28 protein-coding genes and 1 tRNA gene are annotated in these 24,817 nt (G+C 34.4%); 17 read left to right on the top strand and 12 right to left on the bottom strand.

The annotated features are described in order from the left end of the window. The first annotated feature begins 72 nt into the window (after window positions 1-72). Both TZ01_RS05070 and TZ01_RS05065 read left to right on the top strand, forming a co-directional pair. Entirely contained in the window at window positions 73-957 is an 885-nt protein-coding gene (locus TZ01_RS05070) for a hypothetical protein (protein ID WP_048101703.1), read from the top strand. 2 nt (window positions 958-959) lie between these two features. Further along, on the top strand, window positions 960-1,991 hold the full coding sequence (locus TZ01_RS05065) for a methionine synthase (protein WP_048101702.1): 1,032 nt from the start codon (window positions 960-962) through the stop codon (window positions 1,989-1,991). Here TZ01_RS05065 and TZ01_RS09195 read toward each other — a convergent pair. Next, a complete protein-coding gene (locus tag TZ01_RS09195) occupies window positions 1,975-5,244 on the bottom strand; it encodes a S8 family serine peptidase (protein ID WP_052656765.1) in 3,270 nt (1,089 codons plus the stop codon). The two genes, TZ01_RS05065 and TZ01_RS09195, sit on opposite strands and share 17 nt — an antisense overlap. 95 nt (window positions 5,245-5,339) lie before the next feature. Here TZ01_RS09195 and TZ01_RS05055 point away from each other — a divergent pair, with 95 nt between their 5' ends. From TZ01_RS05055 to TZ01_RS05040, 4 genes are read left to right on the top strand one after another with little or no spacing between them, the layout of a single operon-like run. Continuing rightward, a complete protein-coding gene (locus TZ01_RS05055) occupies window positions 5,340-5,882 on the top strand; it encodes a hypothetical protein (RefSeq protein WP_048101701.1) in 543 nt (180 codons plus the stop codon). A 29-nt stretch (window positions 5,883-5,911) separates the two neighbouring features. Continuing rightward, a complete protein-coding gene (locus TZ01_RS05050) occupies window positions 5,912-6,466 on the top strand; it encodes a UbiX family flavin prenyltransferase (RefSeq protein ID WP_048101700.1) in 555 nt (184 codons plus the stop codon). Then, window positions 6,435-6,917: a Mut7-C RNAse domain-containing protein gene (locus TZ01_RS09190; RefSeq protein ID WP_052656763.1), complete on the top strand. Its 483-nt coding sequence runs from the start codon at window positions 6,435-6,437 to the stop codon at window positions 6,915-6,917. The genes TZ01_RS05050 and TZ01_RS09190 overlap by 32 nt, the downstream gene beginning before the upstream one ends. 22 nt (window positions 6,918-6,939) lie before the next feature. Next, the gene (locus TZ01_RS05040; protein ID WP_048101699.1) at window positions 6,940-7,968 is read left to right on the top strand and encodes an mRNA surveillance protein pelota; all 1,029 of its coding nucleotides are present in this window, start codon (window positions 6,940-6,942) and stop codon (window positions 7,966-7,968) included. On the opposite strand, the gene TZ01_RS05035 is transcribed toward TZ01_RS05040, so the two are convergent. After that, the gene (locus tag TZ01_RS05035) at window positions 7,961-8,323 is read right to left on the bottom strand and encodes a Mov34/MPN/PAD-1 family protein (RefSeq protein WP_048101698.1); all 363 of its coding nucleotides are present in this window, start codon (window positions 8,321-8,323) and stop codon (window positions 7,961-7,963) included. The genes TZ01_RS05040 and TZ01_RS05035 overlap by 8 nt on opposite strands. After that, the gene (locus TZ01_RS05030) at window positions 8,310-9,125 is read right to left on the bottom strand and encodes an NAD(+) kinase (RefSeq protein ID WP_048101839.1); all 816 of its coding nucleotides are present in this window, start codon (window positions 9,123-9,125) and stop codon (window positions 8,310-8,312) included. The genes TZ01_RS05035 and TZ01_RS05030 overlap by 14 nt, the downstream gene beginning before the upstream one ends. Window positions 9,126-9,347: 222 nt before the next feature. On the opposite strand from TZ01_RS05030, the gene TZ01_RS05025 reads away from it, so the two are divergent. Beyond that, complete coding sequence (locus TZ01_RS05025; protein WP_048101697.1) at window positions 9,348-9,914, top strand: hypothetical protein; 567 nt, start codon at window positions 9,348-9,350, stop codon at window positions 9,912-9,914. A gap of 104 nt (window positions 9,915-10,018) precedes the next feature. Beyond that, window positions 10,019-10,816: a sulfite exporter TauE/SafE family protein gene (locus TZ01_RS05020; protein WP_048101696.1), complete on the top strand. Its 798-nt coding sequence runs from the start codon at window positions 10,019-10,021 to the stop codon at window positions 10,814-10,816. Window positions 10,817-10,855: 39 nt separating this feature from the next. Here TZ01_RS05020 and TZ01_RS05015 read toward each other — a convergent pair whose 3' ends face one another. Beyond that, entirely contained in the window at window positions 10,856-11,821 is a 966-nt protein-coding gene (locus TZ01_RS05015; protein WP_048101838.1) for a ParM/StbA family protein, read from the bottom strand. A 198-nt stretch (window positions 11,822-12,019) separates the two neighbouring features. Next, window positions 12,020-12,093, bottom strand: a tRNA-Thr gene (locus TZ01_RS05010). A gap of 94 nt (window positions 12,094-12,187) precedes the next feature. Between TZ01_RS05010 and TZ01_RS05005 the strand changes: the two genes are divergently transcribed. From TZ01_RS05005 to TZ01_RS04980, 6 genes are all read left to right on the top strand, one after another. Beyond that, window positions 12,188-14,275, top strand: coding sequence for a minichromosome maintenance protein MCM (locus TZ01_RS05005; protein WP_048101695.1), 2,088 nt, complete (start codon window positions 12,188-12,190; stop codon window positions 14,273-14,275). Next, the gene (locus TZ01_RS05000) at window positions 14,272-14,574 is read left to right on the top strand and encodes a DUF424 domain-containing protein (RefSeq protein WP_231563423.1); all 303 of its coding nucleotides are present in this window, start codon (window positions 14,272-14,274) and stop codon (window positions 14,572-14,574) included. Before TZ01_RS05005 ends, TZ01_RS05000 begins: the two co-directional genes overlap by 4 nt. A 63-nt stretch (window positions 14,575-14,637) precedes the next feature. Then, on the top strand, window positions 14,638-15,117 hold the full coding sequence (locus tag TZ01_RS04995; protein WP_048101694.1) for a 30S ribosomal protein S13: 480 nt from the start codon (window positions 14,638-14,640) through the stop codon (window positions 15,115-15,117). Window positions 15,118-15,127: 10 nt separating this feature from the next. Then, window positions 15,128-15,718, top strand: coding sequence for a 30S ribosomal protein S4 (locus TZ01_RS04990; RefSeq protein WP_048101693.1), 591 nt, complete (start codon window positions 15,128-15,130; stop codon window positions 15,716-15,718). Then, window positions 15,711-16,094 carry a 30S ribosomal protein S11 gene (locus TZ01_RS04985; RefSeq protein ID WP_048101692.1) on the top strand — a complete coding sequence of 128 codons (384 nt, stop codon included), beginning with the start codon at window positions 15,711-15,713 and terminating at the stop codon, window positions 16,092-16,094. The genes TZ01_RS04990 and TZ01_RS04985 overlap by 8 nt, the downstream gene beginning before the upstream one ends. Before the next feature lies 1 nt (window position 16,095). After that, window positions 16,096-16,908, top strand: a complete 813-nt coding sequence (locus TZ01_RS04980) for a DNA-directed RNA polymerase subunit D (protein ID WP_048101836.1) — start codon at window positions 16,096-16,098, stop codon at window positions 16,906-16,908. Here the strand turns inward: TZ01_RS04980 and TZ01_RS04975 are convergent. Beyond that, window positions 16,900-17,247: a helix-turn-helix domain-containing protein gene (locus tag TZ01_RS04975; protein ID WP_048101691.1), complete on the bottom strand. Its 348-nt coding sequence runs from the start codon at window positions 17,245-17,247 to the stop codon at window positions 16,900-16,902. The genes TZ01_RS04980 and TZ01_RS04975 overlap by 9 nt on opposite strands. Window positions 17,248-17,259: 12 nt before the next feature. Next, window positions 17,260-18,195, bottom strand: coding sequence for an ROK family protein (locus tag TZ01_RS04970; protein WP_048101690.1), 936 nt, complete (start codon window positions 18,193-18,195; stop codon window positions 17,260-17,262). Between the two features lie 93 nt (window positions 18,196-18,288). On the opposite strand from TZ01_RS04970, the gene aspS reads away from it, so the two are divergent. Beyond that, window positions 18,289-19,575, top strand: coding sequence for an aspartate--tRNA(Asn) ligase (aspS, locus tag TZ01_RS04965; protein WP_048101689.1), 1,287 nt, complete (start codon window positions 18,289-18,291; stop codon window positions 19,573-19,575). A 221-nt stretch (window positions 19,576-19,796) separates the two neighbouring features. On the opposite strand, the gene TZ01_RS04960 is transcribed toward aspS, so the two are convergent. Together TZ01_RS04960 and TZ01_RS04955 are read right to left on the bottom strand one after the other, a co-directional pair. Then, window positions 19,797-20,078, bottom strand: coding sequence for a hypothetical protein (locus TZ01_RS04960; RefSeq protein ID WP_048101688.1), 282 nt, complete (start codon window positions 20,076-20,078; stop codon window positions 19,797-19,799). A 230-nt stretch (window positions 20,079-20,308) separates the two neighbouring features. After that, window positions 20,309-20,953: a fibrillarin-like rRNA/tRNA 2'-O-methyltransferase gene (locus TZ01_RS04955; protein ID WP_052656761.1), complete on the bottom strand. Its 645-nt coding sequence runs from the start codon at window positions 20,951-20,953 to the stop codon at window positions 20,309-20,311. A gap of 75 nt (window positions 20,954-21,028) precedes the next feature. Between TZ01_RS04955 and TZ01_RS04950 the strand changes: the two genes are divergently transcribed. Next, window positions 21,029-21,490: a multiprotein bridging factor aMBF1 gene (locus TZ01_RS04950; protein WP_048101687.1), complete on the top strand. Its 462-nt coding sequence runs from the start codon at window positions 21,029-21,031 to the stop codon at window positions 21,488-21,490. Between the two features lie 3 nt (window positions 21,491-21,493). Here the strand turns inward: TZ01_RS04950 and otsB are convergent, their stop codons facing one another. Beyond that, a complete protein-coding gene (otsB, locus tag TZ01_RS04945) occupies window positions 21,494-22,225 on the bottom strand; it encodes a trehalose-phosphatase (protein WP_048101686.1) in 732 nt (243 codons plus the stop codon). 7 nt (window positions 22,226-22,232) lie between these two features. Further along, window positions 22,233-23,543: a trehalose-6-phosphate synthase gene (locus tag TZ01_RS04940; RefSeq protein WP_048101685.1), complete on the bottom strand. Its 1,311-nt coding sequence runs from the start codon at window positions 23,541-23,543 to the stop codon at window positions 22,233-22,235. A gap of 91 nt (window positions 23,544-23,634) precedes the next feature. Here TZ01_RS04940 and TZ01_RS04935 point away from each other — a divergent pair, with 91 nt between their 5' ends. Next, a complete protein-coding gene (locus TZ01_RS04935; protein ID WP_048101684.1) occupies window positions 23,635-24,147 on the top strand; it encodes a DUF2269 family protein in 513 nt (170 codons plus the stop codon). Window positions 24,148-24,249: 102 nt separating this feature from the next. On the opposite strand, the gene TZ01_RS04930 is transcribed toward TZ01_RS04935, so the two are convergent. After that, window positions 24,250-24,813, bottom strand: a complete 564-nt coding sequence (locus TZ01_RS04930; protein WP_048101683.1) for a 30S ribosomal protein S7 — start codon at window positions 24,811-24,813, stop codon at window positions 24,250-24,252. Between the last annotated feature and the right edge of the window lie 4 nt (window positions 24,814-24,817).

Genomic DNA, 24,817 nt, shown 5'->3' with positions numbered 1-24,817 from the left:
TAAAATTATTACCAGGAATCATAAAAAAATCAAAAACATTTTTTAAACAATATAAAATAAGCGTTTGATAAAATGAAAATAAATACCCTTGTTTATGGCATTTATCCAAAAACAAATGAATTGCGATTAAGCATCAGCAGATGGGAAAAAGGTCTTCTTCCGGACGCGGCACTTAATGATCGCATTGACGATGAAAAGCATGAGTTCTATGACCGGTTAAATAATAATGGAATTTTATATACAGACCCATTATTTAACTGGTATGATATTTTTAGGCCCCTGGTTCTTATTACCGATGGCATGCAGCCAGGTCCCCTTACAAGATATAAGGAAACAAATACATTTTACCGCATGCCAGAGGTATCTGAAATTGGTGGTATAAAGTATTCCCCTGATAAATTCACACCATTAAATGAAAACCCTCCACTCCCCCTATATGCCGAGTATGGTAAAGATTTTAATGCATTTTTGCCATCACCCTATACATTTTTTAGAATGTCCAGGGTGGAAATGGCATATAATGACTTTGAAAAACAGCTGTTAAATAATTATGTACAGATACTTAAGAAATTTAGGACCAAAAATGTGGTCCTGTTTGACTCAATGCCATATGAAAAAAACAGTGTATTGAATCTGGAGGATTTTGTTAAGGAATACAATGTAAGGTTAATAACAGCTGGAAATATATATAAGGAGAATATTAGGGGAAGACCAAAATCTATAATATGCGATAATAATGAAAACAACGTAAAAATTGCATCAGAAATTTCTGATGAACCAGGAATAAAATTAATAGACGGATACAACACAAAACTGGAAAAACCTGAGGATATAAAGAATGAGGCCCTAAAATACGATCTTGATTCCATTATTATTACGCACACAGAATATTTTGATTTTCTCCCCAGGATGATTGCAGATAAAAAAATAGAAATTATGTCAAAAATAGGTGATTAAAAATGTCAGAAAAATATTTGATATCACAGGAAATTGGTAGTTTTAGAAAACCAACGTATCTTAGTTCTGTTTTTCATAAAATTCAGGGAACTGAGGAATTTAACGTACTTGCAGGAAGGGCCACCATTGAAACCATAGACCTTTTTAAAAAGGCCGGCCTGGATAATATAGGTGTTGGCGGAGAAATGTTCAGATGGGAAATGTATGAGCATCAGGCAAACAGGATAAACGGAATAACATTCTATGGCCCGGTCAGGTCTTTTGATAACAGATATTACAAGAAAGGTAGCATAACTGATAGGATAGAAAGAAAGGAACCATACCATCTGGATGAGTTAGAATTTCTTCTTGAAAATAATATATCAAATATAAAAATTCCTGTTACAGGCCCTTATACAATGATGGACTGGTCATTTAATGAACACTACAGGGATAGATATGAAACTGCCATGGAATTTGCCAAGCTTCTTAATGAGGATATGAGGGAGCTGAAAAGGGAATGGGATAGAAAATATCCGGGCAAAAAGCTTGAAATTCAGATAGATGAGCCAGCCACCACAACACATCCGGATGAGATGAATATTGTCGTTGATTCAATAAATAAATCCGTTGATGGAATAGATAATGTTGAATTTTCGATGCACGTTTGTTATAGCATTGATTATAGACTTCTTTATGATGTTATGGATGACATAAAAATAGATGGTTTTAACCTTGAATTTGCAAATCGTGATACACTCGAACGTGGTACTGATGATTCCTCCAGACCCGGTTACACTGATTTAAAGTATTTTAATGAACATAATGATAAGAAAAAATTTATGGGTCTAGGTGTAACAGATGTACATATAGATTATATTGAGCCGGTGGAGCTAATAAAGGATAGAATTAATTATGCCTTAAAAATACTCCCGCCCGAATTAATACGCCTGAATCCTGACTGTGGACTTAGAACAAGAACCAGGGAGATCGGATATGAAAAATTAAAAAACATGGATATTGCAAGGCAGGAAATTCTTAAGGAAATTCGTTAAATATATCCCAATCCTCCTCATTTTTCCTTTTTCTAAAGAATATTTTTATCATTATTAAAATGTATGCAATAATGCCACCTATTATTAGTGCATTGATGCCGTAGTTTATCAGGTTATATGTTACCTTAACCTCTGATGTGGAAATAAATGCTCCCTGGGCCGTGTATGCTGATATAATTATATAATATGTTTTCCCCGGCTCTATATTGGTTAGCACCGTAAAATCGACACCCTGTGTAAAAATAGTTTTATCATGATATCCAACCATATTGGGATTTGTTGAATAAAATATTTCATATAGGCCAAAATCAGGACCAGAATATTGATTCCATGACAGGTAAAGAAAATAAAACATGAATGGGAACAAATATGTGATTTTAAATGGTATATATACCAGGTTTATGTTTGCCGGTGCCAATGAAACGTTCTGATTACTCATGTTTTTATTTGCATTAATGTTTAATGTACTGTTTTTATAATATTCCAGTGAAAATTTTAATGTATTTTTCCCTGCCGGTAAAAAGACAATGTAATGTCCCTGTGGGCTTGAATATCCCGATATTCTTCCATTGCTGTACACTGCCACATGCGCCAGTGCATAATTAAACTCTATATTTGTGATATAACCTGTAACTTTATACAATGAAGATTTTGGCAGCAATAAAAATTCCCTGAATACATTTTCTGAGGGATAAAGATTCATGGTAAAGTTTTTTCCGATAAATCCGGGTGAGGTAATATTTACAGCTATGTGTTCTGGCCTAATTGATTCCTTAAAAATACCATAACTTCCAGGAATGTTACGTCCATTAACAATTACGGTTGTGTTGGCATTATAGACAAAAAATGTTATTGTTATATTTTTTGGATTTAGTGTAAATGTTTTAGTCGAATTAAAATGGCCGTAAATGGTATTATAGCCATCAGAATATATTATTATACTGTTATTTCCATTAATTCCATATATACTGAAATTATTGGTATTTCCTGAATATTTAAAATAGTAATCATCAATGATATACTTTGATTCATTAAAGTAAACCGGTTCAGGAATTGTATTTATATTATATATTGATATTTTGGGTATGTATATGGTTCTTGAAACATTAATTCCAGAAATGGTTGCATTGACATTATAAACCCCAGGGTCAAGTTTATCGCTGTTACCTTTTAATCTCAAACCGTTAACATAGAAAACTGTTTTCTGGCCATTATTTGCATAAAGGAACAGCCCCGATGTGCTACTGTATGATAAATTATACAGTATTTCAGGTTTATAGCCATTCTTATACAGATATCCAGGTGTGATATTATATGAAAATGCTGCTGTAAAATTCTTATTATTATATGTTATTCCCAGATCACCGTGGTTCTCAAGGCCGGATACATGGGATTCATAGTATGCATAGGGTATTAAACTGTAACTGTTATTTTTAATTATTAAATTTGAAAAGGTTCCATGCGGTATATATGCATTGTAAATACCCGAATTTTCCTGCAGAACGCCTATGGCCCCTTTATAAAAACCGGCATCATTCAATAATATACCGTTTATTTCATTAACTTTTGAATTATTTGCCTTAAATATTATATTATAATTATTATATAGAATTGTAAGATTCGCTTCCCCGCCTCCATTGAATGTGCCATTAAATTCCACGCCCGCGTCATCTATGATATAATGATAATAATATCCGGAAAGATTTGCAAGTATTCCAAATTCAACGTAATTATTATAAGAACCATACATTGATATGAAATAATATGTGCTTCCATTGAAACCCTCAAGGTTATTATGACCAGCATCTATACTTGCTGAGATTTCAGTGAGATTTTCAGTTCCATTGAGGTAAACAATTGATCCATAACCCTTTAGTATTACCCTGGAATCATTAATCAGATTGCTTACCATGGGAGTTCCAAGGCCATCGACCGGATTCCATCCTGAATGTGCCGAGTAGCCATTATTACTGCCTGATGTAATTTGAGTGAAATCCTTTGAATAAAAATGTGTCCGTGCTATCTGATATAATAATGGATTAACCAATCCTAAAGACCTGTTATTATACTGATCCATTAATGCAATTATTCCTGCCCAGATCGGTGTGCCCACACTTGTACCACCTATTTTGTATGTGGTTCCCGACACAACAATAAGAACCCCTGTGTTGGGGTTTGCCACCATGGATACATCTGGAACACCGCGTTGAGTAGAATTATAGCCTGTTGCGTTCTGATAGTATGGTGTGGAGAAATACGATGAATAGCCACCCCCACTGCCAGACCATGCTGTCTGTGAGTATGTCCCATCATGGCAGTAAAGGCTTGTTCCACCCACTGAAAGAACATAGGGGTCTGCGGCAGGGAAGTTCACAGTTTTTGCTGATGTACCATCATCGGCACCATTATCACCTGACGCAGCAACCACTGTAATATTTTTATCAGCTGCCTCCATATATATGCTGTTAAATACCTTTAATTCGCTTGCATTTAATGAGGATTCGGCAGAACCCCAGCTAAGGGATATCACATTTTCAGACAGGTTGCCAACTGCCCATGCCACAGCCTGAACAAGAGTACTATTTGAATTTGGTGCAAGCACGAGATTTATTTTTGCATCGGGTGCTATGGCATGGCTCCACTCAACATCCACTGCAGTTTCAATGGCCCAGCCAGAATTTTCAGATGTTATTGGGCCTACAGGGGTATATATGCTTAAATTTACAGGGGGTAAATCAGTTATATTATCAAATGATTCAACGTCATACATTATATTTGGATCACCATAGGCATCAACTATCGTTATTGTTGTATTTTGACCTCTGAATCCACTATTTTCAATATAGCCAATGTCATAGGCATTGTATATATCATATGGCGTGTATGCACCACCGTCGAATCTGGATGTATTTACAATTAAATACGGTACAAATCCATTGGAATCATTTGATTTAAATGAGCTTATACCTATATTATTCAATGATGCGAATATGCTTTTTTCATTATAATAATTATATAAATTATATGTTGCAGTTAAAATATTTCCATAATATGTGTAATTAATATTATTATACCTTAAAATTTTATTAACAACAGGATGCAGGTAGGATGGAACGTATGCCATATACTGGCCTGTTTGGCTGGATACGGGCTCCACTGTAATTTGATTTTCATTGAGGCCTGAACTAGCATATGATATAAATGATAGAATCAATATGAATATGAATATGCCGGCGACAATCTTTTTGAGCATATACAGCTAAAAACAATCTTTATTTAAATACTTAATTGTGGTAATTTGGTTTTAAATAAAAAAAGATTTAAATCATATTTTACATACAGTATTAAATGTACAAAATACTGGTAGCAATATTACTATCCATGTTCTTAATCGCCGCACCGGCTGTTGCCAATTCATCCCAGAATTTGCCAGCACCACCAAGCGTGCTTCCGACCATTACGTATTATTATAATGGTACAGAATATAATATATCAAATTCAGTATGGGTTAATTTTTTTTCTAATGTTATTGACAATAAAAAGTATGTAACATATAACTGGTCAGCAGTGGATACGCAGTATCTTATTGTGTTTGATCTTTCATATACATCAATGAATCCATACGGCGCATACTTTCTTTTAAAACTTTCTGAAACAGGCAGTCCAACAATGGCAAACATGACAAAGGCATTTCTTGATACAGAAAATGTGTCCTCTCATGTTAAGGGGTATACAAACATACAGGCACTTGATGCAGGTGCATATCCTGGATTTTCATTTTCAAAACCCGTGGTGGCACGCAAAACAGTTCAGTACGAGGAGGCAGGGGCAATAATAGCCATCATAGCAGGGATGTTTGTTCTTTATTTTATCTTTAATAGAAAAAAATGAATTAAATACAATTTAAGCATTATATAATAATGAAAAAAATTGTTATTGGATTATCCGGTGCATCAGGTTCAATTTATGGCATACGCCTTCTTGAAAAAATAAAAGAGGCTGAAATACATTTAATAATATCTGAAAGTGCAAAAAAGGTAATAGAACTGGAAACTGATTATGATTTAAATTATATAAAAAATCTGGCTGATTATGTTTATGATGATTCCAATATAGCTGCCACAGTAAGTTCCGGGAGTTTTATCTTTGATTCTTATATAATAATACCATGTTCATCATCCACAATGGCCAAAATAGCCGTTGGCATATCTGATACCTTAATATCCAGGGTGGCCCTTGTTGCCATGAAGGAAAGAAGGAGGATTATAATAGTTCCAAGAGAAACACCACTGAGCACAATCATGATAAAAAATATGCTTGCACTTTCAGAAAGTGGTGTGATAATAGCGCCGGCAATGCCGGGATTTTACAGCAGGCCAAAAACAGTTGACGATATGGTTAATTCCATGGTTGGAAGGGTAATGGATTTAGCGGGAATTGAAAATGAAATTTCTAAAAGATGGAGTCACCCATAAATTTATGGCAGACCATATGGCAAAAAGGGCCTGCGAATGGCTCCGCTTTATGGGTTATGATGTTGAATATCCGGATGTACATTATGATAATGAAATACTCAAGATTTGTATTGAAAATAATTTAATACTATTAACAAGGGATATAGAGTTCTATAAAAGGTACTCGCTTTCAATATTTCTGGATAGCACCGATTATAAAGATCAGGTAAGTGAAATAATAAGCCTCTTTCCACCGGATAAAAAACTTTTTTTTACAAGATGCCCGGTGTGCAATTCAATTCTTGTGGATGTTAGCACTGATACGCTGGATCCTTTAAAATATACAATGGTCAGGCAAAAATTTAAAACAGTTAAATACTGTAAGAAATGCAATAAATATTACTGGGAAGGTTCTCATTATAAAAAAATTCTTAATGAAATTAATAAAATTTTAAAATTTAAAAGTATTTAACCGATCTTTTAATTATCATTCATTGAAAATACTGGAAAATAATATTGGAAATGATGAGTTAAAAATACGGATAGAAACACTTGACGATCTCTGGTATATAAAAAATTTACTTGAACCCGGGGATCTAATAGTATCTGATGTTTTTAGAAGGGTTGAGCTTAATGACGACATGGACAGGGCAAAATCAACAGAAAGAAAGAAAATTAAGGTAAAATTAAAGGTTGAAAAAGTAGATTTTCAGCCTTATACCGATAAGATTAAAATTCTTGGCGAGATAATAGAGGGTGATGAAGCCGGTAGCCATCAATCAATCTTTCTTGGTACCGATGATGAATTCCTCCTTATTAAAGAATTTACAGATGAGGATTTAAACCTACTCAGGGAGGCAACCGATACCTCTCAGAGTACTGGAATTTATTTTATTTCCATGGATGATGAGGAGGCAACAGTATGCGCATTAAGACCATATGGAATACAGGAACTTGCAAGCATAAAATCTGGAAAGTCTGGAAAATATTTTGATGTCAAGCAGCAATCATCAGGTTATTACCAGGAAATTGAATATGTTTTAAAAAATATAAGGGATATTATTATTTTAATCATTCTAGGACCTGGATTTGAACACTCTAAGTTTTATAATTTCATTAACCAGAATCCGTATTTTAAAAATTTTAAAAAATATGATTTTGCCGTTGAGGATACGGGCAAAAGAGGAATTTATGAATTCCTGGGGAGTGAAAAAAGTGAAAATATTCTAAAAAATTCAAGGCTCATGAGGGATGAAAAAATTATAAATAAGTTTCTTGAAGGGCTAAATAAAAGCGCCACAAGCATATATGGTTATGGGGATATATTAAAATATGCACAGATGGGTATAATTCAGGATTTAATTATTTCAGAGGAAAAATTTCATGCCCCGGAAACAAGGGAGCTTCTTTCGATTTTAAATGGATCAGCAAACATACATGTTATAAGCCGTTACTCTGATTCCGGTGAAATTATAAAAAAATTTGGGGGATACTGTGCCATATTAAGATATTCAATCAAATAATGTCCAACTTAACAGGAGTTCCTGCTCTGTTATATGCGGAATAATTTTTTAAATCATATGGGTATCCAACAATAATATGAATCTGCCCGGTATTTGAGAACATATGCAGATCAGCATCAGACGGCCTTGTATTTCCGGATGGATGTGAATGCACAGATCCAACATATGAAAAATCAATGGGTATGGAATACATTGGGAAGATAACATGGACATTTCCATTTACAGTGCCCGGAAGTATGGCTATTTCATAAATTATATTTCCCTCAGCCCTGAGCATTGCACCAAACTCATTTGGATATGAATCCTTCGATGCCTCCATTATCATTTCCATTGTCTTCTTTCTAATTAACCACATCCTTAATCAGCTTTGTTCTTAACCTTTCAAAGAAGGAATCCTTCATCTCAATAAATGTTAAATGTTCCCTGGATACCCTGATTTCAACCATGTCATTTTCATTTATCTTTCTTTCCTTCTGGCCGTCCAATATAACTATGGAATCATATTTTCCTATTGATTTAATTTTTACTGAACTGGTTTCAGGACAGACAATTGGCCGGAGCCTTGAACCAAAAGGTGCTATATAGGATATTACCATTGCCCTTAATGATGGTATCAATATTGGGCCTCCAGCACTGTAGGAATAGGATGTCGATCCTATTGGTGTTGCCACAATGACACCATCGGCGCTTGTATTTTCCATAAACTTATCATCTATATACACGCTAAATTTTCTTATTTTAGAAATTTTACCTGTATGTATGACCACATCATTAATGCATTTCCCAAATAACCTATTATTTATAAATACATCAAGTTTCATTACGCTGTACTCCCTGTAATTACCCCTAATTAAATTATAAATTGATTCCTCAATGCTGCCTATTTCAACCTCAGATAAAAATCCAAGACCGCCAACATTTATGCCGAGTATCTTTCCTTTAGAAAACTGGGCTGTTCTCAGTATTGTTCCATCACCACCAATGACTATTAAAATATCAGCTTTAATATTGCTAAAATTATAACCCTTTTTATGAAGGGCCATGGCAAGTTTCATTTCAAGAAAAACCTCCCAGTCCTCAGGAATTATTTCAAGAATCCTCTTTGCTATTTTTATACACGAAGCGCAGTTTACCCTGGTTATTATACCTATCTTCATACCAATTCCCCACGTGGACGGCACCTTAAATATTGGTTTTTCCAAATTCAGGTATAGCAATATAAAAGATATTTATTTAAGATTTTGTAGCAAAATATTATTTAATTATATGTTGTATATAAAATAAGTAAAGTATTATAAATATAGATATAATTCATAAATATGTATTTTATAGAATATTTTCAATAGCAATGAATTTATATTATAAAATAATAAACAATCATGACAAAAATATCAGACGCAGTAAAAGTTATTGTGAATAACAATTTAATTTTTTCCATGGCAATTTCAAGCGGGTTATGCAATTACACTAAAATTGCAGAAAATATTAAGGATAAGGTTGAGGCCATGACCGGAAAGCCTGTAAAATTTAATACCATTGTCAAGGTCCTTGCAAATATGAAGACGCAAAAGCCAGAATACATAGATGATCTTGACATACTTAAAAGGTCGTCATTAACAATAGAATATGAATACAGTGTTATATATTTTGATGACATTAAAAAAATTCCAGATAATGCAATACTTGTAATGAAGGAGTCTAATTATTATGTGTGCATAGCAAGCAACAAGGGCAGCGAGAGCAAAATTGCGCTTATTAAGATAATACTTCCAAAGGAATCCTCATTTACACCAGGGTTAACATTGCTGATAACGGATTATCTTATGACCTATGGAATAAAGTTTACCAACATTTACAGATTGGATACAGAAATATGGATAATAATCGATAACTCCAATGCTGGGAAGGCCCTATATCACCTAAGCACGTTATTGCATGAAAATTAATCATAATAATGTATAAAATTAATATTTTTTCATAAATATGAATAATTAATGTATAAACATGAAAAACATATATATAGTAATTAGTTATATACCCTTAGATAAAAATGATAATAACAATCATTCAGTATTTATTTGCCCTAATATCCGGTATAGCAGTCGGTTTTAGTTTAGGCTTAATAGGTGGTGGTGGATCAATACTTGCAGTCCCTTTGTTTATATATTTTGTTGGTATTAATCATCCACATCTTGCAATAGGTACCACTGCACTTGCTGTTGGCCTGACAGCATTTATTAATTTCTATCAGCATCTCAGAAAGAAAAACGTAAATTTAAAAATAGCACCTATTTTTGCCCTTGTTGGTGTGATAGGAGTTTTACTTGGTGCATATGTTGGGCTTAAGATAAAGGGCGGCCAGCTGCTTTTCTTTTTCTCCATGCTCATGATAGTCATTGGTATATATATGTATATCAGCAAATGCCGTAGCCTGCCAACAGAGGATTGCAAGGAATTAACAAAACAAACAAGATATGACAAGGTATCTGCATTCTCACTTGCAGTGGGCTTTGCCTCAGGTTTCTTTGGTATTGGCGGTGGCTTCTTAATAGTGCCTGCATTACTATCATCCACAAAGATTAAGATAAGTATGGCAATAGGCACATCGCTATTTGCTGTTGGTACCTTCGGGATAGTTACAGCAGCAGAGTACGGATTCCATGGAGAGGTTCTGTATCTTGTTGCCATTGTATATGTGATTGGTGGCATTCTTGGTGGCTTCTTTGGAACAAAAATATCAGTTGGCATGAATAAAAAGCTGCTTAGAAAGATATTCGCAATTATTATAGTTCTGGTCGGAATATATGTTGCATACAGTTCATATCCAGCACTAATACATATTTTATAAAATTTATAAATTAAAATTATTTTTAAAATTATTGTAAAATTATTGACTTGCTGCAATTCTGTATCCAAGGACATTGGTAAATTGCATATCCTCCACGGGAACCTTAACCATGTGCCCGGGTGCAAGTTCATCCAGCTTCTGCCCAACCAGTATTGATCCACCGCCCACAGGAATTAAAGCAGTTATCCTATCAAGGTCTTCACGCATGTTTTCCCTCATATCGTCTATCACCTTCTGTGCAAGTGCGTCTAATAATGGTTGTGAAACAATTGGACCACCAACCTCCTTCTGACTGTAGACAACCTTTGACGATATTGCATCCCTGGCCACATCAGCTGGAACTATAAATCCTGTTTCCTTGGCTATTACCTTGCTTATTCCAGAAACAACATCCCCCACTCCTGCCTGTATTGTAAATGAAAGCTCAACTATTGGTTCCATGTTCTCCATATTTATTGTTAATACATCAGTTGTTCTAAACCCAATGTCTATAATCACCGCATTACCGTATTGTTTCCTAATTAATCCACGGTTTAATAAATATATTGCCGCACCGACACCCTGAGGTCTCATCACAAGTTTGGATATGGTGAATTTTTGTTCCTCACCAGCCGAGGATTTTATTTTTATGGTTTTCCCCTCAAGAAGATTCCTTGCCTTCTCCACCTCCTTTTCAAAGGACCCAAGCTGTGTACCACTGGCCAGTGTTACTTCTGTATTTTCCTTACCAAGATTTGTTACCCATAAGGCCGCTGCGAGCAATGGATATGAATTTGGATCAGAAAGTCTGCTGTCCTCCTGTGGCTGCCTAACACCTGAACCTATGGCATCCTTTCCAAATACAAATGAGTCTCCGTCATCAACAGAAATTACAGGTATATTACCACCAATACCCCAATTTCTTGACTCGGCCTTTGCCCAGCGGGAAGGGAATATATACCTTTGCTCATTTTCAGATATTACCTTGGTATCGCCGTAACCTAAATCCAAACCTATGGTAATCATTTTATTCATCCCCAAAAATATAATAAGAGATTTATATTTAAATATTTGCCTATTATTTAACATTTTTATCAAATTTAGCCATTTTTTTGTCGTACCATGTCTTACATTAACAAAATTTAAATTTTTATTAAATAATTTTCTATACTGATATTTTAACCTATAAAAATAATAAAAATTAACAATTTTCAAAATTGAAAGAGCCGCCGACGGGATTCGGTCCCGCGACCTCGTGCTTACCAAGCACGCGCTCTACCAGGCTGAGCTACGACGGCAGTACTGGTTAATCCCAAATCAATATAAATTATTTTTCAATTATCACATCTGGTTAAAAAAATCATTAAATACTTATAAATAATATTTATCTTTGTGATAAACCCTGATATAGAAACAGATAAAATAAAGAGATACTGGCAGGATTTCTTTGACCAGTATGATTATAATGACCAAATAAATAACCTAAGGTCAATATATCCAGATGAAAAATCACTTTACATTTCATATAATGATATAACCGGCTTTGATGAAACCTTCGCCCAAAGCCTGATGGAGGATCCCACACTTTATTTTTCAATTGGTGAGGAATACATAAGAGATACCATAGGGTTGTATAACAACAGAATTAAAAGAATAGATATACGGTTAACAGACGTTCCTGATATAACCGGCATTAAATATGAAATAAGGAACGTAAGAAGCTGCAATGTAGGTACATTTATTTCAATAAGTGGCATAATAAGAAAAAACACAGAGGTTCTTCCCAGGCTTGAAAGGGCAGCATTCAAATGCCCGGCATGTGGCGAACTTACCTATGTTAATGAGGACTATCAGAGACTGGTTGAACCATCCTCATGCCAGCATTGCGGATACAACAAGGGCAAGTTAAAGTTAATTCCTGAGGAATCAGAATTTGTTGATACACAAAAACTTGAGATACAGGAGAATCCAGATAACATTGATGGTACATCCCAGCCCCAAAGAATAACTGTAATAATGGAGGACGATATTGCAGGCAAGGTATTTCCAGGAGACCGGGTTACAATATATGGTATACTCAAGGCCGATCAAAAACATATAGGAACAATAATGCTAACAGAGTTCAATATATATTTATATGCAAACAATTATAAAAAAGAAACGAAGGATTTTGAGGATATAAAAATTAATGAGGATGATGAAAAACAGATAAGGGAACTTGCAAAGGACCCAAACATAATAAAAAGGTTATCAAAATCCATTGCCCCCTCAATTTATGGTCTTGAAATAATTAAAACTGCACTGGTGCTTCAGCTTTTTGGTGGGGAAAGAAAGATTATGAAGGACGGGACCAAAATCAGGGGTGATATACATATATTAATGGTTGGGGACCCTGGAACTGCAAAATCGCAGCTATTGAGATATATGACAATGATCTCACCAAGAAGTGTATTTGCATTTGGAAAAGGTTCAAGTGCTGCAGGTTTAACTGCGGCTGCCGTCAGGGACGATTTTGGTGAGGGTAGATGGACTCTTGAGGCTGGCGCTCTTGTTCTGGCTGATAATGGTTTTGTCGCCATAGATGAACTGGATAAGATGGATGACAGGGATACAGCATCAATGCATGAGGCAATGGAACAGCAGTCAGTGACCATATCAAAGGCAGGTATTATGGCAACGCTAAAATCAAGGTGTTCTATTCTTGCAGCTGCAAATCCAAAGTTCGGACGTTATGACCCCCTAAAAAGTATTACTGAACAGATTGACTTTCCACCGCCATTATTATCCAGATTTGATATAATTTTTAAGTTAATAGATACACCAAATAGGGAAATGGATGGAAAACTGGCAGAACATATACTCATGACACACAGACTTGGTGAGATATATAAGGGCCTTGAAAACAATAATGTGGATATAAAAATACCTGACGAGGAAAATTTTATACCCGAAATAGACAAGGATCTTATAAGAAAATATGTTTCATATGCAAAAAATCACGTTTTCCCCAGATTAAGCAATGAGGCAATTGATATACTTAGGGAAGAATATATTAAAACCAGAAGCTCTGGTGGTGATTCAATACCGATTACAGCAAGGCAGCTGGAATCCACAATTAGACTGGCAGAGGCCGCTGCCAAGGCAAGATTATCTCCAATTGTAACAGCAGAAGATGCATTACTGGCGAAAAGCATAGTGGATTATTACCTTAGGGAGGTATCTTCCATGAATGGCAAGGTGGACATAGATATATTGAACAGCGGTATAAGTTCCAGGCAGAGAAGTGAGCTTGAAATAGTTCTTGGTGTAATTAAAGAATTAAAGGAGGCAAAAAATCGTGCCCCTGAAGTTAAGGAGGTTCTTGATGAGCTTCAGGCTAGGGGCATAAGCCGGGAGCGTGCAGAATCAGATATAGAAAAATTAAATTCCATGGGTGAAATATACCGCCCATCAGATAAAAGAATAGATGTGTTGAAATGAATAATATTAATATGAAAATAGTTAATATTAATGGAGAGGTCGTTCTGGCAGCTGCGGATAGCGAATTAATAAACAGGGATCTAAGGGAAGGAAAGCTTCATTTAAAGGTAAAGCAGGATTTCTATGGTGATATGCGGGTTTCTGAGGATACTTTTTTATCATCCCTCTCCATATGCACGATTGCAAACTTGGTCGGAGAAAGGGTTGTGAGTGCAGCAATTAATGCAAATTACATAGACCCCGAGAACGTTATACGTATTAATGGCGTGCCACATGCACAGCTTGCCAAAATAGATTAATAATGATAAAGAATATATATACTGAAATAATAAGGAATAACTTACGTTAAACAGGATGATAAAATGGCAGAAGATAACAATAATGAGAATTTTCAGTATATAGTTAGGATCGCTAACCGTGATATTAAAGGAGAGAGAAAATTTGAGCTTGCACTTGCAGATATTAAGGGAATAGGATACAGGCAGGCAAAAATTATAGCAGCAAAATTTAATATAGACCCATCTGTAAGAATAGGCGATTTATCAGAGGATAAAATTCTTGAAATAAGGAAATATGTTGAAAATAAAGAATATGCAGATATGCCTGTATGGCTTTTAAACCATAGAAAGGATATAACCACGGGCAAGGATTTTAACCTGCTATCCAATGACCTTGACCTCCAGGTTAATGATGATATCAATTTAATGAAGAAAATGAGGTCATACCGTGGTATAAGACATGAGCAGGGTCATAAGGTCAGGGGACAGAGAACAAGATCAAATGGTAGAAAGGGTTTATCAATAGGAGTGGTTAGAAAGAAGGAGGAACCAGGAAAGAAATAAGGTGTTATTTATGGGAGATCAGAAATTTCAGAGGAAAAGTTATTCAACCCCGAGACATCCATGGGAGAAGGAAAGAATTGATTATGAACGTGAGCTTCTGATTAAATATGGCTTGAAAAATAAACGTGAGTTATGGAAGGCTGAGGCCATACTTAATAATTTTAGAACACAGGCAAGGAGCCTTCAGGCAAAAATAAGGTACAGCGACCCACTGGCCCAGAAACAGTTACAGCAGCTGCTTGCGAAATTAAGCCGGTTAAATATATTAACAGAAAACGCAACACTGGATGATATTCTGGCACTCTCGCTTGAGGACATTTTAGATAGAAGGCTTCAGACAATAGTTTATCAGAAAAATTTTGCATCAACAATGAAGCAGGCAAGGCAGTTAATAGTTCATGGGCATATAACTGTAAATGGTCGTGTCACAACAATTCCAAGCATGTTTGTTCAAAAAGGTTTTGAGGATAATATAGCATACAGTGAGAAATCACCATTTGCGGATGAAAACCATCCCATAAGGCTTGCCATTGCAGGGGCCGTTAAAGAGGAACAGGAAGAAGATAAAAAGGAAAATGTAAAGGAGGAAGAAGATGAATAAGACTGGAATAGCCCATATTTATGCATCACAAAATAATACATTAATACTTGTAACAGATCAGACAGGATCAGAAACAATAGCAAAATCAACCGGTGGAATGGTGGTTAAAAATGACAGGGATGAATCAAGTCCTTACGCTGCCATGAAGGCGGCAGATATTATATCTGAAAAGCTCCGTGAAAAGGAGATAACTGATTTAATTATAAGGGTTAGAGCTCCGGGCGGCAGCAAATCTAGAATTCCTGGCCCAGGAGCACAGTCTGCCATAAGGGCATTGTCCAGGGCAGGTTTTAAAATTTTAAGAATTGAGGAGGTTACACCCATACCCCATGATGGCACCAAAAAGAAAGGGGGCAAGAGAGGAAGGAGAGTATAAAATGCTTAAAATTATTGAATTAAAAGATAATTTTATCCGTTTTGAGATTGATGGTATTACTCCGGGAATAGCCAATTCTTTAAGAAGAACATTGATTAATGATATACCAAAACTTGCAATAGAAAATGTTGTTTTTCATCATGGAGAGATAAGGGATAAGGACGGAAACGTTTATGATTCCTCATTACCATTATTCGATGAGATGATTGCGTCCCGGCTTGGCTTAATTCCATTAAAAACAGATCTAAAACTTAATTTCAGGGACGAATGTTCATGCGGTGGGACTGGTTGCGATTTATGCACAGTTACATATTCCATTAATAAACTCGGCCCCGGGGATGTTTATTCATCAGATATTATGCCTGTAAACCGCCCGGACCTCACACCAACTGATCCCATGATCCCCATTGTAAAATTAAAAAAGGACCAGGCAATTTTGGTAACATGTGAGGCCATACTGGGACGTGGTAAGGAACATGCAAAATGGCAGGTAACCTCAGGGGTTTCATATAAATATCACAGAACATTCACCATCAATAAATCCGAATTTAATAAATGGACATATTATAAAGAAAAATGCCCAAAATCCGTGGTCAGCGAGACTGATGATCAAATTGTATTTAGCGATGACACTCCATGCAGATTTCTTTCACAGTTATTTGAGGAAGACCATGTGAAGATTGATGAGGATGATACCAGATTTATCTTCAAATTTGAAACAGATGGGTCATTAAAGGCCATAGATGTCCTTGATTATGCAATTAAAAGGCTGGAGGATCGCTTTAACACCCTAATGGAAAGCCTTTCAGATTAATTGATCATACTGCATTTTCCTGAATAAAGGAAGTATTAACCTTAATATTTCATTGCCCCTGTCTGTAAGCTCGTATGTTATATTCCCATAACTTTTTCTTTCTATAATACCAAATTTTGTAAGCTGTTTAATTCTCAGTGATATTAATGTTTTATCGGACCCTGGCAGATCATTAACAATTTTATTGAAATTTTGATTTTTTAATTTATTATTGGCAAGGAGCGTCATGATCATAATGGTATATTTTTTCCCGAGAAGCCTGAAAAGCTCTATTGAATTGTCTATGCATACCAACTCATCATTAAATTTTACCATGCAGTATTTTTGCCTCCCATCCATAGTTATACAATATCAATATTTATATAAACATATTGCTATGGAAGCCAGATCAGGACCATTTTCCAGCGCCTGATAAATTTTAACATCCCGTTTTAATGATTTCATCTCCTCATCAACGGCCATCTTTAATGGGGTGAAAAGGTCCTCACCCTCCTTGCTTATGCCCCCTCCAATGAATATTGCCTCTGGATCAAGAATATTTATAATATTTACAATACCCACAGCCAGATAATATATTGTTTCCTCAACTATTAGCTGTGCAAGCATATCGCCCTCTTTCTTTGCGTCAAACACAGCCTTTGCATTAATAAATTCAGGTCTGAGTTTTGATAGTATTGTGGAGTCATTTAATCCATGAACATCCTCCAGCACCCTTGCCCTTATACCATTCCCACCTGCCAGTGTTTCAAAGCAGCCGCGCCGGCCGCATCCACATATTGGGCCGTTTGCCACCATAACCATATGTCCAATTTCGCCTGCCATGCCATGGGACCCGCGGTAGAGTTTACCATTAATAAATATCCCACCTCCAATACCTGTGCTTAATGTTATATAAACAAAATTATTGTATTTTTTTGCCCCGCCAAATATTTTCTCAGCTATTGTGCTGGCCGATGCATCATTTTCAAGCCTTACTGTAACACCAAAGTGCTTTTCAAGCCCCTCTGTAATATTATAATTTTTTAGGCCAAGGATATTCGGGGATGATACAATTAAACCACTTTTTGAATCAACAATACCTGCAAAAATTATTCCAATCATATCCGGTTTATTCAATTTATTTCTTGATAGAAGCTCCTCGCCCATATCTATAAGCTGCTGCGAAAGTCCGTTTTTACCATACTGTTTTGTTGTTTTTCTCTTTATGGAATCTATTATTTCACCATTTTCATTGCCAATAATGGCTGAAACCTTCGTACCACCAACATCATAGCCAAGTATAATCATAATATCATAAGATTATTTTAAAAATAAATATAAATCTAATTGAAACACTGGAAAAAGTTAAAAATTTAATAAATAGATAAATATAAACCTCTAATGAGAACGTACATTAATAATATAAATAATCTAGAAGATGGTTCTATAATAGAAATCGATGGATGGGTTCAGGAAATACGGAAAATAAAAAAGCTTCTTTTCCTAATAGTTAGGGATAATACAGAGTCTGTCCAGGTGACAGTTAAGGATAATATGGTAAAAAATTATGATTCCATTTATAATATTTCCAGGGAGTCTGTTATTAAAGTATCTGGTAAATTAAACAAAAAAAGCATTAGCAAATCGGGTGTGGAAATTCTTGCAAATGAAATTATAATATTAAATACGGCAGAGACCCCACTTCCAATGGGCGTTATTGATCTTGTTGATGTTGATTTCGATACAAGACTAAATAATAGATTCATTGATTTAAGAAAGCCTGAAAATCTTATTATATTCAAATTTGAAAGCGAGCTTCTTTTTGGCATCAGAGAATATATGAACAAAAATAATTTTATTGAGGTTCACACACCCAAAATTGTTGCGGCTGCAACAGAGGGTGGTGCTGACCTGTTCCCTGTTCAGTATTTTGAAAAACGTGCATATTTAAATCAGTCGCCACAGTTATATAAGGAAATATTAATGAGTTCTGGTTTTGACCGTGTTTTTGAGGTTGGTCCAGCCTTCAGGGCAGAAAAAGAGAACACTGTAAGGCACCTAAATGAGTTTACATCCATAGATATTGAAATGAGCTTTTCTGATGATGAAACAGTCATGAGGATGCTGGAAAACGCCATAGCATATTCCGTTAACCGTGCCGACTCCATTCTTGGCAAGGAATTAAAAGGTCTTGGTTATTCCATTGAGGAGGTAAGGCCACCATTTCCACGTATAGAATACTCAGAGCTTATTAATTATCTGAATGACAATGGCTTTAAATTAAACTTTGGTGATGATTTTTCCCCGGAGGCCATGAAATTTGTCTCTAAAAAATATAATGGTTTCTATTTTATAACAAAATGGCCAAAGGATTTAAGGCCTTTTTATACTATGCCTGATGATACCAATAGAAATGTTACAAGATCCTTCGATTTACAGTTACGTGATATTGAGGTATGCTCAGGTGCACAAAGAATTCATGATTATAACATGCTTGAGAACAGTTTTAATGAAAAAGGATTAAACAAAAATAATTTCGAATTTTACATAAAAGCTTTTAAATATGGCATGCCACCACACGCTGGATGGGGCCTTGGCCTTGAAAGGCTTGTAATGAACCTCTTAAATTTAAGCAATGTGCGTGAATCAACCTTATTTCCTAGGGATAGATCTAGACTTTCTCCCTGATTTTTTGTTATCACTCCATATTGTTTTTTCTAATTCATCATAGCTGGCTGTTTCGTCTTCTAGTTCTTCTTCAAATTTCTTCTTATATAAAGCCATATTGAAGACCAAATAATATATTTACAAACTAGAATATAAAGTTTTCCATTAATTTATAATTAATAAAACAAAAAATTATTTTTTATAAATTTAAGCTGTCTAAATTTTCCTAAAATTTTGATTAACTATTTTTGTAACGCACCTCTCTGTTTATTGAGTATCACTATGGTTGGAGTTATTCTGTATTTTAATTTTGATATCCTCGTTATTGATATTAATGCGGATTTCTTGTTTGAGTGCATAAAGAATTTTCTGATTTCATTTGCAAGAGACTTATTTAAGATGAGCTCAACGTAGATTGGGTTGCCCATGTTATAATAGGTGGCAATTATTGAACCCTCCCTGACGTTCTCTATATCCGACCTCTCTATTTCGAAATCATATTTTTCTCCTATCTCTATTTTCACTTTCCTTACCTTATTATGATATAAAAAACAATGTTATATAAGCTTTTCCAATTGCACATGAAATGGCATTAAATATATTATTAAAATTAAAAAATCATTTATTCAATATTTTATAATTTTAAGATATGAATAATTTCTATCATTGATATTTTTAAAAATTTTCATGATATTTATCCAAAATTTGTGTTATTTTATTATTTATTATAAAATAAATAAAAATGCCACCCATGTTAATGTCTCACCATTGATAAAAGGAAGTTGCCAGAATCAAATGGGCGTAAATCAATTATCTCCATTATTTTAAAATTTTTTATATTTCTAATGGCATTATTTAGAATAAATCTCTCATTTTTCCTTGAAGAAATCGATTTTAGTTTCAAAATCAGCATTGCATATTTTGCGCAAGTAAATAAATCAGCGTTTTTATTAAAAATATCAACCTGATTCCTCTGGGCAATATCCTGATATATAAAGTTAACCTTATCCACAAAAAATCTGTATTTCTCAGGCATATTTGCATCATCAAGAATTGGAAAAATATTACTTCTAATTTTTGCAAGGTTATAAAGTTTTACAAATGGGTCGTAGGCAAATTCTACTGCAAATATCCTTCCATTATAACAAATATCTGATATATGACTAACGGTTGTTCCTGTTGATGCCCCCAAATATAGCACATTTGTGTTTTTATTCAATGGAATTTCCTTAAGCCCCTTTATGATTGCAGCTGCAAGTTTGCTCCTCTTTGGATTCCACTCACGTAAATATTTTCCAGAATAATTTCTAATTTTTTCACCGTACACTGATTTATTATACTCAGATACTGTGAAAATTCTGTTTTTTTCCATAATTATATTTTTGTTTATTTCCTTCACATTTTAATATTAAAGCAATGTAAATAAATATTTACGAGTGCAATAAAATTATATTGTAATTAATAATATATAACCATGAACTGTGATATGTGTGGAAAACAAACAAATAAATTAATTAAGATAAAAATAGATGGTGCAATTCTCAATGTATGCGAGGATTGTGCAAGATTCGGTGAACCTGTGGAGGAAAAAAAATATAACAGTTTAAGCGAAACACTGACAATAAAATTCCCCGAAAAAAAAATTATAGTTCCACAGCATAAAAAACCATTTAAAAAGCCTTTAAACAGGGATAATCCTAAAAAAATTTACAGGAAGCCTGAAAATATTGAAAATCTTGATATAGTGGAGGATTATGCCAGGTTAATAAAAAGCAAAAGGGAGCAGATGGGCATGACGCAGGAGGAGCTTGCGCAAAAGATATTGGAGCGGAAAAATGTATTATCAAACATAGAACGCGGGGAACTCCTGCCGGATATAAATACGGCAAAGAAACTTGAGAAGGTTTTAAATATTAAGCTAATAGAGAAGGATTAACTTTTATCTTAAATTTATAATATCTATTAAAATTTCCCTCACATCTTTATACTCCACATTATACCTTGCTGATGTTTTTCCAGAACCAACCTTTATTGTTATTGCATCTTTATTATTTTCAAAAGCCTCTTCGTCTGTAATATCATCCCCGATTATTATGGCCGGCCTATTCTTATTCCTTATCTTTTTTATTGCAGTTCCCTTATTTATGCCCGGCATTCTTAGCTCAACGATATTCTTACCCCTGTATACATCCATGCTGACCTCCCTGCTGATTTTTTTAACCTCACCTATTATCTCATTAATTTCATTGCCATCATGCACATTACCCATATGAAATAACAGGCCACCTGTTTTATTAAAAATTTTTAAATTTTTATACTTTTTTGTGAAAAAATGTCTGTTTTCATATAATTTATTGCATATTCTTACATATCTCTGGAACTCACATGTTTCAATAACCTCACCATTAATATAATATATATCACCATGGAGTGCAACAATGTTATAATTGCCTATAAATTTTATAAGGTCATCAAGTGACCTTCCGGTCACAATAAAAAGTTCATAATATTTATCCAAATATTTTAAAATAAAATCCAGCTCGCTGTCTGCATAGCAGTTTGAGGGATCATTTCTTATGGGAACAAGCGTGCCGTCATAATCTAGAAATATTTGTGGTTCCAGATCTATTATGCTTTTAACGTCCCCCAAAATTTTGTTAATTTCATTCATGGTGGGATTATGCAACCTTGCTTATTATTTTTTTATACCACCATGTGCTATCCTTTTTTTGCACCTCCATTTTTAGCTTCTGGAGTCTGTCATATTTCTCACCCTCGTCCATATTTATTGCTGTTACTATTGCATCTGCAATCTCATCAAGGTTATATGGATTAACATGCAGTGCATCATTTAAATAACATGCTGAACCAGCAAATTTGGATATTATTAAAACACCCTTTCTTGTAACTGATATAAATTCCTTGCTTACAAGGTTAAGACCATCAATTAATGGGGTAATTAATGCCATATCAGCTATTTTGTAATACGATAGTAACGTGCTATCCTTTATTTTTCTATACATGTATATTATTGGTGTCCATGACATGGTGCTGAATTCACCATTGACCCTGCCAACCGTCATTTCTATTTCCTTTTTCATTTTTATATACTCTGGAACATTGGTTCTGCTTGGTGTAACATTCATTACATAAACAAACTTACCTGCAAGTTCAGGGAATTTTTTGAGCATTCTTTCTATGGCCAGCACACGATTTATCAATCCTTTGGTGTAATCGAGCCGGTCAATGGAAAATATGATCTTTTTGTTTGCGATGCCATCATATTTTATTTTCCTTGCCCTTTCATATGAGAAAAATGACGCATCTATCCCAAGTGGTATTGAATAAACTTTGCTATGCGGTTTTTCATTGAAAAGGAATCTGTATGTTTCAGTAAAATTATTGGTATATAATTTTGTATGAAATGTTAAAACATCGCTCATAGAAAGACTTTGAATAATATCCCTCCCCTCTGGAAGTATAGAATAAAATTCCTTAGATACCCATGGTATATGCCATGTAAATATTATTTTATTTTTTATACCCATCTGCCTGAGATGAAATGGAACCATTGTAAGCTGGTAATCGTTTATCCATATTACTGAATTATTTTCAATATTCTGAGATATTTCCTTTGCAAATTTTTTGTTAACCTCATTATATATTTTATATGAAACAGGCATAAATTTTATTTTATCCCGGAAATAGTGAAAAAGTGGCCATAAAACACCATTTGAATACTCTTCATAAAACCCCTGCCTCTCTCGCCTTGTTAACATAATTCTTTTTAACGTATAATTGTTATACTTTTCCTCACAGAAATTCTCATCTGCGGACCCCCTTCCCCAGCAAATCCATGTGCCACCAAATTTTTCGAGCATGGACTTTAGGGCCGTTGCAACACCCCCAACATTACTGGTTGTAACAATTTTATTGCCCTGTTTATCATGTGAAAACGGACAGCTGTTTGTTACTATTAAATAATTCATAAATATATATGTTTTTATACCTTAAATTACTTTTTAAAAAGATATTTACAAATGTGATTAATTTAATATAATTTATTAGAATAATGCCAGAATGTTTTACCTTAATTTACCGCCGGTGGAGAAAATCGGCCTAACAATTATATTATTTATACACGTTTTATCCGCCATAATATTTGTCGGGGGCTCAATTTTTATCTGGCTTATACTGTGGCCGGAGTCATATAAACTTAATGATGAGAAAATAAGAACCAGATTGCTGGGGTTTGTTGGAAAAAAGTTTGCATTATATACTAATATTAGCTTAATACTCCTTATAGCAACAGGGCTAACGATGACATATAAGTATCTGGAAAATTTCTCACTTTATTTTACCAGCACAGAGGGGCATATCCTTTTTATTGCTGAGGTTCTTATTATAATAATGATTGTCATAATGTATGGAAATAATATTTATCATGGTAGGTTAATAGTTAAATTAAACGAACAGAACAAATTTGATGAGATAAAAAAGATAAGGAAAAAAACACACGTTTTCTCATTTATAACAATGATTCTGATGGTTATTATAGTGCTTCTTATGGTTGCACTGAGGGTTTATTATTAGGTAAAACTGCATGTATAAACATTTTATAAAATTATAGAATCAATACACACTAAAAACCGAATAAATATACTTTATTTATAAATTTTAAAAATAAAAAAATACTTATCTGGCAGAAGCTGCAACTCTTTCTATTTCTTCCTTTTTGGATATTGCATATGAGTTTCCATCGTTTCTTGATGCAAGTATAATTTCGTTTGCAAGGCATTCCTCTATGTGTATTTTATGTTTAAATGAGGCTTTAGTTGCACCTATGCATATATTTCTTAATGCCTCATCAAGCCTTCTGGATGGTGATACATCTACTGATTTCGGGACTGCAATACCACCATATTTTAACCTGGTTACCTCCTCTCTTGGAGCGCTGTTTTCTATGGCTGTAACAAGTACCTGCACAGGATTTTGTTTTGTTTTTTTATTTATTATGTCAAAAGCCTCACTTAAAACTTTATATGCAGAATATTTTTTTCCTGTCCATTTTTCTGTTCTCATAAGCTTATTTAAAAGCCTCTCGATGGTGTTCATGTTCTTCTTACCCGAAAGATAGTTTGAAAACCTTCCTCCGGTATGCAGATTAATGTAAGATGTTAAATTTATATAATTTGCAAGACCCTGATCGTGAATCTGTATCCCACTTACATCATATTTATTCATTAAAAGCTGATCCATGAAA

It is taken from the genome of Acidiplasma sp. MBA-1, from assembly GCF_000949015.1.
Lineage (GTDB): Archaea > Thermoplasmatota > Thermoplasmata > Thermoplasmatales > Thermoplasmataceae > Acidiplasma > Acidiplasma aeolicum.
The sequence above is the reverse complement of the archived record's forward strand: the minus strand, read 5'-3'. Positions and strand labels throughout refer to the sequence as shown.

Excerpts from the sequence above, each read along its gene's own strand:
- TZ01_RS05050 (WP_048101700.1), top strand. The coding sequence starts at position 5,912 with ATGAAAAAAATTGTTATTGGATTATCCGGTGCATCAGGTTCAATTTAT.
- TZ01_RS05030 (WP_048101839.1), bottom strand. The coding sequence starts at position 9,125 with ATGAAGATAGGTATAATAACCAGGGTAAACTGCGCTTCGTGTATAAAA.
- TZ01_RS04930 (WP_048101683.1), bottom strand. The coding sequence starts at position 24,813 with ATGGATCAGCTTTTAATGAATAAATATGATGTAAGTGGGATACAGATT.
- TZ01_RS04975 (WP_048101691.1), bottom strand. The coding sequence starts at position 17,247 with ATGGATGGGAGGCAAAAATACTGCATGGTAAAATTTAATGATGAGTTG.
- TZ01_RS04995 (WP_048101694.1), top strand. The coding sequence starts at position 14,638 with ATGGCAGAAGATAACAATAATGAGAATTTTCAGTATATAGTTAGGATC.
- TZ01_RS09195 (WP_052656765.1), bottom strand. The coding sequence starts at position 5,244 with ATGCTCAAAAAGATTGTCGCCGGCATATTCATATTCATATTGATTCTA.
- TZ01_RS05065 (WP_048101702.1), top strand. The coding sequence starts at position 960 with ATGTCAGAAAAATATTTGATATCACAGGAAATTGGTAGTTTTAGAAAA.
- TZ01_RS09190 (WP_052656763.1), top strand. The coding sequence starts at position 6,435 with ATGAAATTTCTAAAAGATGGAGTCACCCATAAATTTATGGCAGACCAT.
- TZ01_RS05070 (WP_048101703.1), top strand. The coding sequence starts at position 73 with ATGAAAATAAATACCCTTGTTTATGGCATTTATCCAAAAACAAATGAA.
- TZ01_RS05000 (WP_231563423.1), top strand. The coding sequence starts at position 14,272 with ATGAATAATATTAATATGAAAATAGTTAATATTAATGGAGAGGTCGTT.
- TZ01_RS04985 (WP_048101692.1), top strand. The coding sequence starts at position 15,711 with ATGAATAAGACTGGAATAGCCCATATTTATGCATCACAAAATAATACA.
- TZ01_RS04980 (WP_048101836.1), top strand. The coding sequence starts at position 16,096 with ATGCTTAAAATTATTGAATTAAAAGATAATTTTATCCGTTTTGAGATT.
- TZ01_RS04940 (WP_048101685.1), bottom strand. The coding sequence starts at position 23,543 with ATGAATTATTTAATAGTAACAAACAGCTGTCCGTTTTCACATGATAAA.
- TZ01_RS05035 (WP_048101698.1), bottom strand. The coding sequence starts at position 8,323 with ATGTGGTTAATTAGAAAGAAGACAATGGAAATGATAATGGAGGCATCG.
- TZ01_RS05015 (WP_048101838.1), bottom strand. The coding sequence starts at position 11,821 with ATGATTACCATAGGTTTGGATTTAGGTTACGGCGATACCAAGGTAATA.
- aspS (WP_048101689.1), top strand. The coding sequence starts at position 18,289 with ATGAGAACGTACATTAATAATATAAATAATCTAGAAGATGGTTCTATA.
- TZ01_RS04950 (WP_048101687.1), top strand. The coding sequence starts at position 21,029 with ATGAACTGTGATATGTGTGGAAAACAAACAAATAAATTAATTAAGATA.
- TZ01_RS04935 (WP_048101684.1), top strand. The coding sequence starts at position 23,635 with ATGTTTTACCTTAATTTACCGCCGGTGGAGAAAATCGGCCTAACAATT.
- otsB (WP_048101686.1), bottom strand. The coding sequence starts at position 22,225 with ATGAATGAAATTAACAAAATTTTGGGGGACGTTAAAAGCATAATAGAT.
- TZ01_RS05025 (WP_048101697.1), top strand. The coding sequence starts at position 9,348 with ATGACAAAAATATCAGACGCAGTAAAAGTTATTGTGAATAACAATTTA.
- TZ01_RS05055 (WP_048101701.1), top strand. The coding sequence starts at position 5,340 with ATGTACAAAATACTGGTAGCAATATTACTATCCATGTTCTTAATCGCC.
- TZ01_RS05020 (WP_048101696.1), top strand. The coding sequence starts at position 10,019 with ATGATAATAACAATCATTCAGTATTTATTTGCCCTAATATCCGGTATA.
- TZ01_RS04970 (WP_048101690.1), bottom strand. The coding sequence starts at position 18,195 with ATGATTATACTTGGCTATGATGTTGGTGGTACGAAGGTTTCAGCCATT.
- TZ01_RS04990 (WP_048101693.1), top strand. The coding sequence starts at position 15,128 with ATGGGAGATCAGAAATTTCAGAGGAAAAGTTATTCAACCCCGAGACAT.